Annotated in this window: 19 protein-coding genes and 1 riboswitch; of the genes, 11 read left to right on the top strand and 8 right to left on the bottom strand. The window is 60.6% G+C overall.

The window, feature by feature from the left end:
• Nucleotides 1–281 precede the first annotated feature (281 nt).
• The 5 genes from AB7E65_RS07185 to AB7E65_RS07165 all read left to right on the top strand — a co-directional run bounded on the left by AB7E65_RS07185 (nucleotide 282) and on the right by AB7E65_RS07165 (nucleotide 5,054).
• On the top strand, nucleotides 282–1,508 hold the full coding sequence (locus AB7E65_RS07185) for a carboxylate--amine ligase (protein WP_320360797.1): 1,227 nt from the start codon (nucleotides 282–284) through the stop codon (nucleotides 1,506–1,508).
• A complete protein-coding gene (locus AB7E65_RS07180; protein WP_428745556.1) occupies nucleotides 1,505–2,470 on the top strand; it encodes an NAD(P)-dependent oxidoreductase in 966 nt (321 codons plus the stop codon). Before AB7E65_RS07185 ends, AB7E65_RS07180 begins: the two co-directional genes overlap by 4 nt.
• 53 nt (nucleotides 2,471–2,523) lie before the next feature.
• On the top strand, nucleotides 2,524–3,423 hold the full coding sequence (aepX, locus tag AB7E65_RS07175) for a phosphoenolpyruvate mutase (RefSeq protein WP_428745555.1): 900 nt from the start codon (nucleotides 2,524–2,526) through the stop codon (nucleotides 3,421–3,423).
• A 78-nt stretch (nucleotides 3,424–3,501) separates the two neighbouring features.
• Nucleotides 3,502–4,143: a hypothetical protein gene (locus AB7E65_RS07170; RefSeq protein WP_428745554.1), complete on the top strand. Its 642-nt coding sequence runs from the start codon at nucleotides 3,502–3,504 to the stop codon at nucleotides 4,141–4,143.
• Between the two features lie 44 nt (nucleotides 4,144–4,187).
• Nucleotides 4,188–5,054, top strand: a complete 867-nt coding sequence (locus AB7E65_RS07165) for a hypothetical protein (protein ID WP_428745553.1) — start codon at nucleotides 4,188–4,190, stop codon at nucleotides 5,052–5,054.
• A gap of 19 nt (nucleotides 5,055–5,073) precedes the next feature.
• Here the strand turns inward: AB7E65_RS07165 and AB7E65_RS07160 are convergent, their stop codons facing one another.
• Nucleotides 5,074–7,827 (bottom strand): phosphoenolpyruvate carboxylase, encoded by a 2,754-nt coding sequence (locus tag AB7E65_RS07160; protein ID WP_072286123.1) that lies wholly within the window; start codon nucleotides 7,825–7,827, stop codon nucleotides 5,074–5,076.
• A gap of 46 nt (nucleotides 7,828–7,873) precedes the next feature.
• Complete coding sequence (gene xerC / locus AB7E65_RS07155) at nucleotides 7,874–8,773, bottom strand: tyrosine recombinase XerC (protein WP_428745552.1); 900 nt, start codon at nucleotides 8,771–8,773, stop codon at nucleotides 7,874–7,876.
• Nucleotides 8,774–9,045: 272 nt separating this feature from the next.
• On the opposite strand from xerC, the gene AB7E65_RS07150 reads away from it, so the two are divergent.
• From AB7E65_RS07150 to AB7E65_RS07140, 3 genes are read left to right on the top strand one after another with little or no spacing between them, the layout of a single operon-like run.
• The gene (locus AB7E65_RS07150; protein ID WP_072286125.1) at nucleotides 9,046–9,441 is read left to right on the top strand and encodes a secondary thiamine-phosphate synthase enzyme YjbQ; all 396 of its coding nucleotides are present in this window, start codon (nucleotides 9,046–9,048) and stop codon (nucleotides 9,439–9,441) included.
• Nucleotides 9,438–10,631: a DUF362 domain-containing protein gene (locus tag AB7E65_RS07145; RefSeq protein ID WP_428745551.1), complete on the top strand. Its 1,194-nt coding sequence runs from the start codon at nucleotides 9,438–9,440 to the stop codon at nucleotides 10,629–10,631. The genes AB7E65_RS07150 and AB7E65_RS07145 overlap by 4 nt, the downstream gene beginning before the upstream one ends.
• Before the next feature lie 31 nt (nucleotides 10,632–10,662).
• Entirely contained in the window at nucleotides 10,663–11,169 is a 507-nt protein-coding gene (locus AB7E65_RS07140; protein ID WP_072286127.1) for an LEA type 2 family protein, read from the top strand.
• 61 nt (nucleotides 11,170–11,230) lie between these two features.
• On the opposite strand, the gene AB7E65_RS07135 is transcribed toward AB7E65_RS07140, so the two are convergent.
• The 4 genes from AB7E65_RS07135 to AB7E65_RS07120 form a co-directional block, all read right to left on the bottom strand.
• On the bottom strand, nucleotides 11,231–11,473 hold the full coding sequence (locus tag AB7E65_RS07135) for a hypothetical protein (RefSeq protein ID WP_072286128.1): 243 nt from the start codon (nucleotides 11,471–11,473) through the stop codon (nucleotides 11,231–11,233).
• A 134-nt stretch (nucleotides 11,474–11,607) separates the two neighbouring features.
• The gene (locus tag AB7E65_RS07130) at nucleotides 11,608–11,895 is read right to left on the bottom strand and encodes a DUF167 domain-containing protein (RefSeq protein WP_072286129.1); all 288 of its coding nucleotides are present in this window, start codon (nucleotides 11,893–11,895) and stop codon (nucleotides 11,608–11,610) included.
• Nucleotides 11,895–12,440: a DivIVA domain-containing protein gene (locus AB7E65_RS07125; RefSeq protein WP_072286130.1), complete on the bottom strand. Its 546-nt coding sequence runs from the start codon at nucleotides 12,438–12,440 to the stop codon at nucleotides 11,895–11,897. The genes AB7E65_RS07130 and AB7E65_RS07125 overlap by 1 nt, the downstream gene beginning before the upstream one ends.
• A gap of 15 nt (nucleotides 12,441–12,455) precedes the next feature.
• Nucleotides 12,456–12,737: a YggT family protein gene (locus tag AB7E65_RS07120; protein ID WP_083558483.1), complete on the bottom strand. Its 282-nt coding sequence runs from the start codon at nucleotides 12,735–12,737 to the stop codon at nucleotides 12,456–12,458.
• A gap of 212 nt (nucleotides 12,738–12,949) precedes the next feature.
• On the opposite strand from AB7E65_RS07120, the gene AB7E65_RS07115 reads away from it, so the two are divergent.
• Complete coding sequence (locus tag AB7E65_RS07115; protein ID WP_072286132.1) at nucleotides 12,950–14,017, top strand: 3-deoxy-7-phosphoheptulonate synthase; 1,068 nt, start codon at nucleotides 12,950–12,952, stop codon at nucleotides 14,015–14,017.
• Between the two features lie 108 nt (nucleotides 14,018–14,125).
• Here the strand turns inward: AB7E65_RS07115 and AB7E65_RS07110 are convergent, their stop codons facing one another.
• A complete protein-coding gene (locus AB7E65_RS07110) occupies nucleotides 14,126–14,311 on the bottom strand; it encodes a MerR family transcriptional regulator (protein ID WP_072286133.1) in 186 nt (61 codons plus the stop codon).
• A 158-nt stretch (nucleotides 14,312–14,469) separates the two neighbouring features.
• A complete protein-coding gene (locus tag AB7E65_RS07105; protein ID WP_072286134.1) occupies nucleotides 14,470–14,772 on the bottom strand; it encodes a hypothetical protein in 303 nt (100 codons plus the stop codon).
• Nucleotides 14,773–15,005: 233 nt separating this feature from the next.
• A riboswitch (TPP riboswitch) is annotated at nucleotides 15,006–15,112 on the top strand.
• A 63-nt stretch (nucleotides 15,113–15,175) separates the two neighbouring features.
• Between AB7E65_RS07105 and thiF the strand changes: the two genes are divergently transcribed.
• Nucleotides 15,176–15,982 (top strand): sulfur carrier protein ThiS adenylyltransferase ThiF, encoded by an 807-nt coding sequence (gene thiF, locus AB7E65_RS07100; protein ID WP_428745550.1) that lies wholly within the window; start codon nucleotides 15,176–15,178, stop codon nucleotides 15,980–15,982.
• A gap of 13 nt (nucleotides 15,983–15,995) precedes the next feature.
• Nucleotides 15,996–16,202, top strand: coding sequence for a sulfur carrier protein ThiS (gene thiS, locus AB7E65_RS07095; RefSeq protein WP_428745549.1), 207 nt, complete (start codon nucleotides 15,996–15,998; stop codon nucleotides 16,200–16,202).
• Nucleotides 16,203–16,287: the final 85 nt, after the last annotated feature.

Genomic DNA, 16,287 nt, shown 5'->3' with positions numbered 1-16,287 from the left:
CAGGTGCAAAAAGCGTTCATCGAAACCCGCCCGGAACTGCAAGGTCGGGTCACGGTGGCACCCCCACGGGTGCCGGGCGAAGGACACCACGTCAGTTTCGGCGTTCAATGACGCATTGGCCAACATGAGCGCCCCGCCAATACAGACGACGGACGGCACCGCTGGCGGCGGCTTGACTTTGCCCATGGCGCCGATATCGTTTTACTAAGATTTCGTCATCAAAATGGTTTTTTGCCGTTGTTTTTATCATGCCCTTTTCTGACAGCCGGGCGAGGATGGTCATGAAAGCATATGCAGAGCAAAAACCTCATGCCATTGTCACCGGCCTTGAATACATGCAGGGGATTCAAGCCGCAAGGATTCTGTCCAGACGTCATCATCTGCCCGTCATAGCAATCTGCGAAGACATAAATCATCCTTATGCCAAAACCAATTGTTGCGAAAACGTCGTATCATCCAAGGGCGATCTCATCGGAGCGCTGATGGATATCGGCAAAAGCCTGCCGCAAAAATCCGTTCTATATCCCGGAACCGATGGCGATGTTCTGATGGTTTCACGCAACCGGCAGCAACTGTCCGAATACTTTTTTCTGTGCCTTCCGAAACCTCAAGTCGTCGAAATGTTGATGGACAAACTGCAATTTTATGCCTTTGCACAAAAATCCGGCTTTCGCGTTCCGGACACCTGGTTCGTCTACAATCGCGACGATCTGGAAAAAGCGGTTAAAACGCTGTGTTTCCCATGTGTTCTCAAACCGCATATGCGCACTGCCGAGTGGAATCGGCTGTCGCCGTTCAAAGCATTTAAAATCAATACGCTGCAGCAACTGTTGGCCATCTACGAGCGATACGAAAACGCCACCGGGTGTTTTATCCTGCAAAACTGGATCGAAGGCCCGGACGCCAACCTTTTCTCCTGCAATGCCTATTTTGATGCCGCCGGAGGCGCTCTGGCGACTTTCGTGGCCCGAAAACTCCGCCAGTGGCCACCGGAAATGGGGCAAAGCTCCCTCGGCGAGGAATGCCGCAACGATTTCGTGCTCCATGAAACATTGCGGCTGTTCCAGACGGTCGGTTTTCATGGCCTTGCCTACCTGGAAATCAAACGGGACCAGCGTTCCGGCGACTACTTCATGGTCGAGCCGAATATCTGTCGCCCCACCGGCAGATCCGCCATCGCCGAAGCGGGCGGCGTCGATCTGCTCTACACCATGTATTGCGATGCCCTCGGCCTGCCGCTGCCACCGGACCGTGTGCAGCAATACCGGGGCGTGAAGTGGATCAATCTGAGGCAGGATCTGCGTTCGGCGCTCTATTACTGGCGCAAGGGCGAGCTGAGCGTCCCGCAGTGGCGCGAGTCACTGCGCGGACGCAAAACCTTCGCCATTTTTTCCTGGTCCGATCCGCGCCCCTTCGTCGGAGACCTGTGGCGTTCCGTCCGCCTGTTTATCAACAGCAGTGAACGCCGCCGCCACCGTCCGGATGAACCTTCAAGGGAGAAAACATGAGAATCCTGCTTGCCAGCCCGATCGACACCGAGGCTCTCGCCATCCTCCAGCAGCGGCACGATGTGGTTTCATGCATCGGCGCCAGCCAGGAACAACTGCGGGAGCGGATCCGGGATCGGGAAATCCTGATCTTTCGCAGCGGCGTCGAGATCGGCGGCGAACTCATGGCCGAAGCGCCGGGGCTGCGGCTACTGATCCGCGCCGGCTCCGGGCTGGACAACATCGATCTGGACTACCTGCGCACCCATGGTCTGGAACTGCAGAGGATACCCCAGCCCGGAGCCAGAGCCGTGGCGGAACTGGCGTTTGGCCTGATGCTGGCGCTGTCCCGGAAGATCCTGGTGGCAGACCGCTTGCTGCGCGAGGGGGTCTGGGCCAAACACCGCCTGACCGGGCACCTGCTGACCAGCAAGCAACTGGGCATCGTCGGGCTTGGCAACATCGGCTCCCTGCTGGCGAACATGGGCCTGGCCTGGAACATGCGGGTCACGGGCTGTGTGGAACACCCCTCGCCGGAACGGGCCGCAGCCTTTGCGAGCCAGGGCATCCAGCTGGCCGATCTGGATACCGTTCTTGCTTCGGCCGACTACCTGAGCGTTTGCGTCCCCCTGAAAGACTCGACCTGCAAGCTCATCGGCCGCGAGGAACTGGCCATGATGAAACCGGGCAGCTATGTTCTGAACATGGCCCGGGGCGGCATCATCGATGAAGCGGCGCTGAGCGAAGTCCTGCGCCAGGGATCCCTGGCTGGCGCGGCACTGGATGTGCACCAGGTGGAAGGCGGCGGCGCCATCTCGCCGCTGGCCGACTTGCCCAATGTGGTGCTGACGCCGCACATCGGCGCCATGACTATCGACTCCCAGCGGGAGATCGGACGCCGGATCATCGGCATTGTCGACACCTTCGCCGTTTCCGGATCAACACCCGACGGGCAGGCACGGGAAACAGGACTGCCGCTTTAGATTGTATCCACCCGGAAACTCCAGATGGATACAGTTGTGCAAGGAGGCTGGCGATGCAAAAAAAAACCACGCAGTTCAAGGCTCTGTTGCAAGCGCGGGATCTGCAGTTTCTGATGGAAGCCCATGACGGGCTGAGCGCCCGCATCGTCGAGGAAGCCGGCTTCAAGGGCATCTGGGGCAGCGGTCTGGCCATCGCCGCATCGCTGGGGGTGCGGGACAACAACGAAGCCAGCTGGAGCCAGGTACTGGACGTCGTCGAATTCATGAGCGATGCCTCCTCCATCCCCATCATGCTGGACGGCGATACCGGCTATGGCAATTTCAACAATGTGCGCAGACTGGTGCGCAAACTGGAGCAGCGCGGCGTCGGCGCGGTCTGCATCGAGGACAAACTGTTTCCGAAAAACAACTCGCTGCTGGACAATGCCCGCCAGCCCCTGGAAGCCATCGATGTCTTTGTCGGCAAAATCAAGGCGGCCAAGGACAGCCAGCAGGACGAGGATTTCTGCGTGGTCGCGCGTATCGAGGCGTTCATCGCCAAATGGGGTCTGGGCGAGGCCCTGAAGCGGGCCGAGGCATACCAGCGGGCCGGCGCCGATGCTCTGCTGATCCACAGCAAGCTGTCGACGGCGGATGAAATCCTGGCTTTCATGAAGGAGTGGGGCGACACCTGCCCTGTCGTGGTGGTGCCCACCAAATACTATACGACGCCGACTTCGGTTTTTCGTGAAGCCGGCATCCGTCTGGTGATCTGGGCCAACCACCTGCTGCGCTCCAGCGTGGCCGCCATGCAGAAAACCGCGGCGACAATCCATTCCCAACAGTCGCTGCTGGAGGTCGAAAAGGGCATCGTGCCAGTGCAGGAGATCTTCCGCCTGCAGAATGTCGAGGAACTGAAACAGGCCGAGGATCGTTATCTGCCGCCGGCCCGCCGGCCGGATATAGTCGAATAATCCGGCTCGGACCTCATAGCCGGAGACAGCCATGTTTGTCGATGACTTTTTGCAATCTTCACCCCTGCACCGGATGCCATGAAATTACTGACAACCAACCGGCCAACTCACCGAAAACTGCTGTTGGGGCTGTATGTGCCCACCGGACTGCTGATGCTCGCCACCCTGGCGGTGAGTCTGCACACCGGCATCCCTCTGGCCATGTTCACCCGGGACCCGGCCGACATCACCGAAACCTCGCCCTTTCTGGGAGTGGTGTCGAATATATGTATCCTGCTGTGGTGCGCCACGGCCAGCATCTGCCTGTTTTCACATCTGGGCGTCAAAAAAAAAGGTCATAAGGACCTGGCAATGTTTTTGCTGGTTTCCGGCCTGTTTACCGGCATGCTGCTGCTGGACGACCTGTTTCTGCTGCACGAAAGGGTTCTGCCAGGATATCTGCACTGGCGGCAGCGCTACATCTATCTGGGCTACATGACGATCACTCTGGGATATCTTGCAGGCTTCCGCAAGATTATCTTCAGAACCGATCACTTGCTGCTGGTGCTGGCGCTCGGCTTTTTCTTTCTGTCGGTAGCGGTCGATTGCATCGCCGCCCGCTGGGGACATCTGATTCCTGTTTATCATCTCTTCGAGGATGGCTTCAAGCTGTTCGGCATTGTCAGCTGGCTGGGCTATTTTGCAAACACGTCACTGCAATGGCTCGCCCGCCCTGAATAGCGCCCCTGACCGGCCCGGTGAATCACCCGAGGAAGGGACTGAACATGCATGCGGTTTTCGCCAGTGTTCGCGATGCATCCGAAGCCACCCTGCCGCCGTTGACGGAGGAGCAATTTGCCGGTTGGCTTACCGCGCGGGGGGAAAAAACCGTTCGACACCAGGGGCGTTACTGGCTGCGGGTGCATCCCGGCTTTTATTCCGCTCTGCATCCGCTGGCCCGCATGACGGCGGCGGAAGCGAGCCGCCCCTGCCGGGCGTGCTGGGGCTATCGCTGTGCGCTGCGGGAGAAGGACAGGCAACAGGCCAACGGCAGCATGCCGCTGCACATGCTGGCCGACGTAACAGACTATACCTGGCAGAATCTGAGCCCGCGCCACCGCAACAAACTGCGCAACCTGCGCCGCCAGGCACGGATCGTGGAACTGTGCGAGCCCGAGCTGCTGAGCCGGCAGGGATACGGGATCCTGCGCTCGGCCCATGCCCGCAACCGTTACGGCAGAGTGCCCGGCCCCGCCGCCTATCGGCAAATGATCAGGCGCTATTATGACGGCGGACACTGCCTGGTGCTGGGCGGCCTGATCGACGGCCATCTCGGCGGCTATCTTACCAGTTATGCCATCGGCACAACGGCCTACATCGACGATCTGTTCCTGCATTCCGATTATCTGCGCACCAATATCAGCCTCGGCCTGTTTTACGAATGGGTGCAGATCTGCCGCCGTTCCGGATTCATTCGCGAAATCGTCCACGGCCTGCATGCCCGGGAAGCGCCCGGCCTGTGCCGCTACAAGGAAGAACTGGGGTTGGCCATCGTGCAAATGCCGGTGCGCGTGTGGTTCGCCCCCGGCACCGAATCCGCCGTCAGAATCCTGCGTCCCCACGCCTATTACCGCCTTACCGGGCACGACTGAAACAGCCCTTTGCTCCGCGTCACCCGGTGTTGCGCAGCCCGGCCGCGATGCCATGAATGGTGGCCGCCAGCAGGTAATTCAGCGCGTCGCTCTCTTCACCGGCCCGCCGTCGCCGCAAAAGCTCGATCTGCATCAGACTCAGGGGATCGACATAGGGGGTGCGCAGACGCAGGGACCGGGCCAGGCTCGGCTCGTGTTCCATGAGACTGCGCTGGCCGGCAACCTCCAGCACGGCGGCCAGCGTGCGCCGATATTCGGCATCCACCAGAGCGAAAAACCGCTCGCGCAGCCCGGAATCCGTTACCAGTTGCGCATAACGCCAGGCTATGGGCAGATCGACCTTGGTCAACGCCAGCTCCACGTTGCGGATCAGATCCGTAAAAAACGGGCAGTCGCGCATCATTTGCGCCAGCAGGCGGCGGGCATCCGCGCCTTTTTCGGCAAAGGTGGACAGAGCATGGCCGACCCCGAACCAGCCAGGCAGCACATGGCGGCTCTGCATCCAGCCGAAAACCCAGGGAATGGCGCGCAGATCGTCGATGCCACCGGCCGGCTTGCGCCGCGCCGGCCGCGAGCCGATTTTGGCCAGTTCGAATTCCTGCACCGGCGTGGCCTGTTCGAAATAGGGCACCAGGTCGGGGTTTTCAACAATGTGCCGGCGATAAAAGGATAGCGCCAGCAGCGACATCTCTTCCAGGGCGGATTCCCATTCGGAACAGATCCCTTCGCTGTCCGTGTCGGCAGACAGCAGGTTTTCGAGACAGGCGGCTACCATCAGTTCGAGATTGCGCCGGGCCAGCACCACATCCGCGTATTTCCAGTTGATGACTTCGCCCTGTTCGGTAATTCTGATGCCGCCGGAAAAAGCCCCCGCGGGTTGACAGCGTATGGCACGATGCGTGGGACCGCCGCCGCGGCCCACGGTACCTCCCCGGCCGTGGAACAGCCGCAGGCGGACATGGCTCTCCCGCGCCACCCGGTGCAGTGCCCGCTGGGCCTTGTAAAGCTCCCAGGTGCTGGTGAACATGCCGCCGTCCTTGTTGGAATCCGAATAGCCGAGCATCACCTCCTGGCAACCGCCCCAGCTATCCAGCAGGTTGCGGTAGTCTTCATCGTGCCACAGCCGATGGCAGATTTCCGGCGCATTGCGCAAATCTTCGATCGATTCAAACAACGGCACCGGCATCAGGCCGGGGTCCCGGCTTTCGTTGTCCGCGGCGACCTTAACCCCGGCCTGACGGGCCAGCTTCACCAACAGCAGGACATCCTCGGCGCTCTGCGCGCCGCTGATGACATAACGGCAGATCGCCTGCGGCGGAAACTGCCGCTTGAGCACCGCAACCGCCTCCAGCGCCTCCATGACCGTGCTCGATGCGCTGCTATCGCCTTGCCCCTGCTCGATATCGGCCGCGGCCTGCCGATGCAGGCGGGCGTGCTGCCGGATATCGAGCGCATGCAGGTGAAACCCAAAGGTATCCACCTTGCGCAGCAGCGGATCGAGATAGCTGCGGGAGAGTCGTTGCGCGCGGTGGTGATCGAGGCTGTCACGCACCAGCCGCAGATCCGCGTAAAAGTCTTCGGCGCAGCGGTAGGCGTCGGCATGCCGCGGTGCTTCGAGGGTGCACTCCAGACGATAGCCGACCGCCGCCATGAACTGCCGGTACAGTTCACATGACGGAAATGCCGCCATCCGTCCGACGGCCCCGGGCATGGTCTGGCGATAACCCTGCAGCGCCTTCCGGAAGTCCGCTGAGGGAGGCACCCGGCATCCGGAGGAGGTCAGCACCTCCCCAAGCTGCGCCACATCCGCCAGATAGCTTTCAAGGATAACGGCCCGGGCGCCGGCCAAAGCGGCACGGGTGGAAGCGGACGTTACGGACGGGTTGCCGTCGCGGTCGCCGCCGATCCAGGAGCCGAAACGCACCACCGTCGGCAGGCTTCCGGGGGTGATCGGCAGAAGATAAACTTCCTGCAGCGCGGCGGCGAGATCGGGGTAGAAATCCCTCAGCGCCGGGATCAGAAAAGGGCTGTAATGGTCCAGTCCCATGTCGATTTCATTTTCGACGGTCGGGTGCTGGCGGCGGATTTCCTCGGTCTGCCATAGCGCCGTGATTTCACAGAGAATCGCCTGCTGATGAGCGGCCGCTTCGGCATCGAACAGCAGCGGCCGGTTGAGCTGTTCCAGAGCGGTGGCGATATGCTGACGCTTGGTACGGGTAACGCGCCGCGCGACTTCCGTCGGATGGGCGGTGAATACCGGGACAAGTTCGATCTGCCCCAGAGCCTCCAGCAGTTGTTCCGCCTGGATGCCGCGCTCCCGCAGCCGCCGCAGAGTACCCCGCAGGGAGCCCGGTTTGTCCGCCGCTTCGGGCGCCATGCGCACAGCCCGCAGGCGCCGTTTGCGATGCTGGATCTCGGCCAGGTTGACCAGTTCGAAAAACGTCGAAAACGCCTTGACGATCTGGCCGGCATCGTCCAGTGACAGTTCGCGTATCAGATCGATGGCCGCCTGCAAGCGGCCCCCATCCTGCCAGGCCTGCGAGGCAAACTCGGCATGATAGAGGCGGCGCCGGTGGGCGATGGCTTCCTGGCGAAGCTGCTCCTCCCGCTCGAAGACCGGCATGCCGGCCTGCTCCAGGATAACGGTGCCGAGCAGCTTTCCCAGGGAACGCACATCGCGACGCAAGGGCCGCTCCCAGAGGTCGCCGGCAAAACTGGTCAGTTCGGCGAGCCTTGCCAGCGGACTGTCGACTTTCCAGTACAATTCGTCCATGAAGAACCCCTTCCGATGTATTGCCACTTGGCAAACCAAAAACGGATCAGCTCTTTCCACGGCTGCGCGGGTGGGCCCGGTCGTACACGTCCATCAGCCGGTCGAGGCTGACCTGGGTGTATTTCTGGGTTGTGGACAACGACGCATGTCCAAGCAGCTCCTGAATAGCGCGCAGATCGGCGCCGCCATCCAGCAGATGGGTAGCAAAGGAGTGGCGCAGGGCATGGGGGGAGGCATCTTTGAGAATGCCGGCGTGCAGCAGCCATTTTTTCAGGTTGCGCTCGATACTCCTGGCCGACAGTCTTTCGCCCCGGTAGTTGAGAAACAGCGGCTGGTCCTGTCGCGGCGCGCCCCGCGCGACCAGATAACGGTCCAGGGCCTGCCGCGCCATGCGCCCGACCGGCACGATGCGCTCCTTGTCGCCTTTGCCCCGGACCCGCACCAGCCCTTCAGCAAGATCGACGTGACCGACATCGAGTGCTGCCAGTTCCCCGACCCGCAGGCCGCTGGAATAAAACAGCTCGAGAATGGCCCGATCGCGAACCGTGAGCGGCTCGTCGCTGGCGGCAGCCTGTATCAGGGCAAACATCTCGTCCACCGTCAAAACTTTTGGCAGATAGCGCTCGCGCCGGGGCGTGGCGACGGTTTCGGCGGGATTGACCTGCAATGCCCCCTGGCGCACCAGATAACGGAAAAAGCTGCGTATGGCTGACAGTTTGCGGCCAATGGTGGTTCTGCAGTTGCGCTTGTGCAGCCGGGCAAGATAGCGCCGCAGCAGCAAAACATCGACCCGTTCCGGTGCCACCGGCCCGGCATCCGTGTCCGTCTGACTTTTGACAAACCGTAAAAACTCCAGTAAATCGTGTCGATAGGCGCGCAGCGTGTGAACGGACAGGTTGCGTTCAATCTCAAGATAGCAACAGAAGCGATCGATTGAGCGGTCCATGTTTCATCCCTGTCCGGCCCGGGCCATATAAACCGGCGGGCCTGCAGATGCGCGCGTTGACGCTTGCGCGGGAGCATGCCATAATCGGAGGCGATCGGAACAATCCCGCAAAGCATCCCATAATGCGGATTCGCGGCGGGATATGGTGCGCGACACTTATCATCCTACAGCACCCCCCGGCATGGTTCAACAGCAAAGCGGTGCCTGCCGCACGGCCTGTCCCGGAGCTTTGCCGTCCGGAGCAGCCTCGGCCTTCTCAGGGAGCAACAGCCATGATCACCCTCGACATTCCAACCCGGCAGCGTGAAGAAATGCTCGATATCACCGACCTGGTTCGCGATGCCATCCGTCGGTCGGGAATCCGGCAGGGAATCGCCTGTCTGCATGTTCCGCATACCACCTCGGCGATCACCATCAACGAAAACGCCGATCGCGATGTGGTTCGCGACCTGCTTTTCGGCCTGCAGCGCCTCGTCCCCCGCGATGCCGGCTATCATCATGCCGAAGGCAACAGCGATGCCCACCTGAAAAGTTCGCTGCTGGGCGTCGATCAGACCCTGCTGATCGAAAGCGGCCAGCCGGTACTGGGCACCTGGCAAGGAATCTATTTCTGCGAATTCGATGGCCCGCGCCGCCGCAAACTTCACCTCCGGATCATCGCAGCATGACGCCGCGCGTCGCACTGACCGCCGCGGCTGATTACCGGCGCGAAACGGTTGCGGAAGCCATCGGGATCCTTGTGGAGCATCTGGGGGGAATGGGCGCCTTCATCCGGCCCGGCCAGCGGGTGCTGATCAAACCGAACATGCTGGCCGGCAAGCCGCCGGACAGCGCGGTTACCACCCACCCGGAAGTGGTGCGCGCGGTCATCCTGCTGGCGCAGAAAGCCGGCGGCATCGTCTCGGTAGGGGACTCGCCCGGCATCGGCGCTCCGACACAGGTAGCGCGACATTGCGGCATCATGGATGTGATCGAAGAAACCGGGGCGGTTTTTGCCCCTTTCCAGGATTCGGTCGCCATTGGCGCGGTCGGACGGACTTTTCACAAGCTCGAACTGGCCCGGGATGTTGTGGATGCCGAGGTCATCATCAATCTTCCGAAACTGAAAACCCACGGCATGATGGGACTGACCTGCGGCGTGAAAAACCTGTTCGGCGCCGTGGTCGGAATGCGCAAACCGGCCCTTCATCTGCAGGCCGGCGCCGACAAGGGCCTGTTCGCCCTGATGCTGCTGGAACTGGCGGAACACATCCGCCCTTGCCTGACCATCGTTGATGCCATTGTCGGGATGGAAGGCAACGGTCCCGGCAGCGGCGACCCCGTCGCCATCGGCGCGCTGCTGGCCGGCACCGACCCCCTGGCCGTGGACACCGTCGCCACCCGCCTGGTCGGCATGACTCCGGACCAGGTCTGGACGCAGCGCATGGCGCAGCGGACCGGGCGCCCCGGCAGCCGCCTGGAAGACATCGAATGCTGCGGCTCTGCCCTGGAAAAACTGGCGGTACCGCCCCTCCGGCCGGCACCAAGCGCCAACGTGGCGTGGGGCCTGCCCTGCTGGATGCGCTCAGCGTTAAAACATTCTCTGAGTTCGTGGCCTTATGCCGATATGCAACGCTGCAGGCGCTGCGGCCTGTGCGTCAAGCATTGTCCGCCCGGGGCCATGAAACTGGATCACAACCGCCTGCGCATCGACTACCGGCGCTGCATCGGCTGCTTCTGCTGCCAGGAACTGTGCCCCTACGGCGCACTGCTGACCCGCCAGGGCTGGCTGCTGCGCCTCGGCCGCTGGCTGGTAGAACGCCGCAGACCCGCATCCGCAACCGGACAGACACACCGCAAACCGCCCGACCCCCGATAACACCACCCCGACAAACCCCGAGGAATTCGATATGTTCAAACGCCTTGCCCTGCCGCACCGATTGCTTTTGTTGATGATACTGACATCCCTGCTCGGGGGGTGCGCCGTATTCCGCGCCGAACCGCCGGAAATCGCCCTGGCCGCGCTGCAGGTGGACAACCTGACCCTGAGTCACGCCCTTTTGACGGCGGACCTCGATCTGTATAACCCCAACGATTTCAACATCACCGTCGGCAAGATACGCTATGCCCTGTCCATTGGCGGCATCCGCGTGGCCCACGGCAATTCTTTGGACAGCATCCGCCTGGGATCGCTGCAGAGCGGCCAGCTTGCCGTGCGGCTGTCTACCTCTTACCTCAATCTCCTGCGGCTGAGCCCGCTGCTGGAAGAGGGCAAACCGCTGCCTTATGAAATTTCCGGAGACGTGATGCTCGGCAGAATCCCGTGGGCACAACGCAACCTGCCCTTCAGAAAAAAAGGCTCCCTCGACCTTTCCGGACTCAGCTCCGACGCAAACAGCGTCGAAACCTCCGAATGACTCCGGAAACCACGGACAACAACAGACCGGCGGAACAGCAGCATTCGCCCGGCCATTATGGCTAGCGGCGGAAGTGCAACTCGTTTTGCAGCTCAAGGATTTTCTTGCGAAGCGCCAGAACCTCCCCGTGAGACGCCATGCCCTTGAGGTGATACCGCAGTTCCTGGTATTCGCCGTGCAGATCTTCCAGGCGTTGGCGGAGGTCCCTGTTGATCGCCTTGAGCTCTTCGTTTTCCCGTTTGAGGGAACGGATTTCTTCAAGGTGTTTGCTGAGCATGTCAACGGTTACAACATTGGAAGCCATGGCCCACCCTTCCTTTCCGATCCGGGGCGGATCTATTATGACCTGAGCAGTTATCATTCTACTCGCAAACATGCGTCAGGTAAAGGGCACGCGCATTGTCGGGGATGGTTGTGGAAATAAGAAACGGGAGGGAATCAGGAAAGTACGCTGCGCACTTCTTCAACCGTCATGCCTTCGATCAGAAGGCGTTTGTGGCGGGATTTATCTCCGGAAACGAGGGTGACCCGACTTTTCGCCACCCCCAGCAGTTTGGCGATGAACTCGCGGCAGGCCTTGTTAGCCGCACCTTCGACGGGCGGGGAGGTCAGGCGCAGCTTGAGACAATCACCCTGCAACCCGGCAAGCTCGTTGCGGCTGGCACGCGGCTGCACATGAATATCGAGCAACACACCCGCATCGGAAGGGGTCAGGCACCCGGACATCAGCGTCCATCCTTGTCGTCGCCAAAGGGCCGCCGGGCGGATGTTTCGTCCTCCAGGATCTCCATCAGCACCGGCTGGAAACGACCCTTTTCCCGGGCGGGCAACGCGTTCATTTCAAGCAGCCGCAGGTGGCTTTCCACCACGGCCCGCAATCCCGACTCGAAAGACACCTTCTGCCGCCGCAGTTCCTGGATTTCCGTAGCCAGATCGAGTTGCCGGCCGCGGGCTTCCTGCAGAATCTTTTCGCCCTGCAACTGGGCATCGGCAATCAGGATATCCGCCTCCCGGCGGGCATTGGCCTTCAATTCGTCGGTCATGCGTTGGGTGGTGAGCAGGGTTTCCTTGAGGGTCGCCTCACGCTCCCTCATTTCGTCGAGAGCGCTGCGGGTCCGCGCCAGATCTTCCTTGAGTTTCTGTACCTCCAGGGCATAGCGCTCCAGTTCATCGGCAACCTGTTCAAGGAATCTGTCGACCCCGGCCTTGTCATAGCCGAAAGTGCGGGTTTTGAACCGGTGCTGCTGAATATCGATGGGAGTGATGGTCATGGCAGGGATCCTGAATCAGCGAAACAGCAAGGTCCGCAAAAAATTGCTTACGAAAAACAAGACGAAAATCAGCACCATCGGCGTAAAATCCAGCCCGCCGACCCGCAAAGGTAGAAGCCGCCGCAGGCGTTGCAAAACCGGCTCCGTGGCGTTGTAAAGGAACCGCACAATGGGGTTGTAAGGATCGGGATTGACCCACGAAAGAATGGCCCGCGCCACCACGATGTAGGCGTAAATCTCGATAGCCGAAGCCACCATTTTTATCAATGTAAACTGCAACCCTTGAAGAATGCCCACGCTTGACCTCGCTTGAAAAAATTTTCATCGTTTTTTCAATAATTAATGTCACGTTATACCGAATCCGCCGCCGAAGTGTCAACGCTTTCGGCAAAGCAAACCGGGCAACGACCGTATCCTTTGACAAACACACAAAAAACCGATACATTCTGGCTTCTCCATGCCCCGCACCCAAGGGTGTTCATGACACATTCCACCAGCAAGGAACCGCCATGATCCGGACCACCAATCTCAATATCCGCGCGCTTACACCCATCATCGCACCGACCGATCTCAAGCAGGTCTTCCCTCTGAGCGAAGAGGCCGCGGAGTTTGTTCTAAGCAGCCGTCAGACCATCAGGGACATCCTGAATCAGCAAGATCACCGCATTATGGTGGTGGTCGGCCCCTGCTCGATCCATGACCCCAGGGCAGCCCTGGAATACGCTGAACGCCTGGCTGCACTGAAAGAAGAGCTGTCCGATCAACTGTTTCTGGTGATGCGCGTCTATTTCGAAAAACCGCGCACCACCATCGGCTGGAAAGGCCTGATCAACGATCCCGACCTCAACGGCACCCATCAGATATCCAAAGGTCTCGGAGTCGCCCGGGGTCTGCTGTGCGCCATCACCCAGATGGGACTGCCCATCGCCACGGAAATGCTCGATCCGATCACCATCCAGTATCTTTCCGACATGATCAGCTGGGGGGCCATCGGCGCACGCACTTCCGAATCCCAACCCCATCGGGAAATGGCCAGCGGTCTGTCGTTTCCTGTCGGGTTCAAGAACGGCACCGACGGCAGCCTGCAGATTGCCATCGATGCCATCGGCGCGGCCTGCCATCCGCACAGTTTTCTCGGCATCAGCCGGGACGGTCGCACCGCCATAGTCGAAACCACCGGCAACCCCGACACGCACATCGTACTGCGAGGCGGTGGCGGCAAGCCCAACTATTATCCCGAAGACATCGCACGGGCTGAAAACCTTCTGCATCGCGCCGGTCTCAAGCAGGCGATCATGGTTGACTGCAGTCATGCCAACTCCTTCAAGGATCACCAGCGGCAGGAAGAGGTTCTGGTCAACACCCTCGACCAGGTGGTGGCCGGCAACCGCTCCATCTGCTCCCTGATGATCGAAAGCAACCTCGAGGCCGGTAACCAGAGCTTGTCAGCCGACATCAAACTGCTCAAATACGGCCTTTCCATCACGGACAAGTGCGTCGACTGGGCCACCACCGAACGCATGTTGCGGCATGCCCGCGAGCGTTTGAAAAAATGCGGCGGACGCGCCATTGCCTGAAAAAAACACCGCCCGCACCGTCGCAAGGCACACCAATGGCAAAGGCGGCTTTCGGTTTTCCGAAAGCCGCCTTTTTTCATTCCCGCGCCTTATGCCGTGAAGCGCAATTCAGTCACGATGCACCAAAGCATCGACCTGCAGCTTGACATCGTCAATATTGACCCGCGTGACCTTGCCGTGTTCCCTTTCGCTGCGCACCAGTCCTTGATCCACCCATTCCAGTACCAGGGCTTTGCTGATCCCGAACCTCCCGGCCGCTTCTTCCGGGGCAAACCAGGTTTTCACCAGAGACATGAGACAGGCTCCTTTCCGCAGCCGACAGAAACCGCCATTCGGGGACTCCCCCGACAACCCGCATGCGGCAGCTTTATTTATACTTTAGAAGATGCAGTCCAACATGCAACCGGGTCAGAAACGGCAAGCCAGCAACCAGGCCACGCCCATAACCCCTTTTACAGGGCGTTCAGCAGACGATAAATCTTCTGCTCCGCCTCCCACAGACTGGCGGCACGATCTTCCTCGCCGCATTCATTGAACAGCAGGCGGGCCCGGTCAAGCAGGTTGTGGGCCTTGAGCAGAACCGGGGTCAGTTCGTTTTCCAACCGCAACTGGGGAATATCGCCGACACTCTCTTCGTGCTGGGCAAGTTCCCGCACCGCCTGCTCAAGCAAACGCTCAACCTTGGGGTCCGCCGTACCGGTCATCAAACTGCGCACTTCATCCGCGAGGGCGCGATAACGATCTGAGATATTCATGCATACTCCTTTAAAGGGAAAACATTTCCAGGCGCCATTGTAGCAACAACCGGCTTTCGCGGACAACATCTAGCCGCCGTTTCAGCGGCGCCACGTGATTTTTTCCGTTAACCAGACCAGAGCCAGCGCCGCACTGGCCTGGAAGTTAGGCATTGACGGCGGCGGCGCGCTGCTGCTAACCTGTTAATCAGACAGTTGATGACCGGATTTTTGGACAGATCCGGTCGTACATAGCCAAGCCCTGGGGGAGTTGCCAGACTGAGAGTCCCTTTTTTTGCGGGACAACCCTTCGAACCTGATCCGGGTCATTCCGGCGTAGGGAAGCGGCGCGTAAACGACACCCCCGGAGTGTCGTCAAGGTCGCTTATGCGGCCTTTTGTTTTTTGGCAAGGATGTAGCGGATATGCAGATCTGGATCAACGAGCAAAGGCATGACGTCCCGCCGGACGCCAGCCTTTTCGGCGTTCGTGACCAATTCAGGCCGCAGGCCGACGTTATGATTGTCAACGGTTTTCCGGAAACGGCGGACCTGCCGTTGACCGAGAACGACCGTGTGGTGCTGATCCGCCGTGGTGAAACCCCATCCGCCGAGGAATTTGACGCCCTGCTGACGGCACGTCATACCCCGGGGGTGCATGAGCGCCTCAAGCATGCCTGCGTCGGCATCGCCGGTGCCGGCGGCCTCGGCTCGCCCATTGCCGCGGCACTGGCGCGCAGCGGCATAGGGAAACTGGTGGTGGCGGATTACGATGTGGTGGAACCATCCAATCTCAATCGCCAGATGTATTTTATCGACCAGATCGGCCTGCCCAAGGTCAAAGCACTGGCCGCCACCCTGGCTCGGATCAATCCCGGGGTCACGGTGGTCACACACATCGTGCGCCTGACCCGCGACAATATCGCCACACTGTTTGCGGAGGTGGACGTCATGGTGGAGGCGCTCGACGATGCTCGGGCCAAGGCCATGCTGACCGAAACTTTCATGAGCCACTTTCCCGGCAAGCCGCTGGTTGCCGCCTCGGGCGTGGCGGGAGCGGGCTCCGCCAACACGATTGTCACCCGCCGTACCATCGGCAATCTCTACCTGGTGGGCGACGGCGAAACCGCAGCGGCTCCTGGCACCGGCCTGATGGCGCCCCGTGTCGGCGTTGCCGCCCATCATCAGGCCAATGCCGTTGTCCAGCTGCTGCTCGGCGACGTGCCTGTCTGATCCAGGGGACAGGATGATGCTGAAAATCACGATCAATGGCAAACCGCACAGCTTTCCCAAGCCGGCAACCCTTTCCGGGATCCTGTCCCATCTCGGCATCGATCCGGCACGGGTCGCCATCGAACACAACGGCACCATTCTCCTGCAGAAAGCCTTCCCCGCGACCCCGGTGGCCGCGGGTGACCAGCTGGAGATCGTGCAATTCGTCGGCGGGGGGTAACCCGCCTGAAGAGGATAAGCCCATGGATGAACTGGTTATCGCCGGTCGCCGCTTCCGTTCCAGGCTGCTGGCCGGAACCGGCAAA

This window comes from Syntrophotalea sp. (assembly GCF_050253115.1).
GTDB lineage: Bacteria > Desulfobacterota > Desulfuromonadia > Desulfuromonadales > Syntrophotaleaceae > Syntrophotalea > Syntrophotalea acetylenica.
This window is presented reverse-complemented; position numbering and strand designations above follow the sequence as displayed.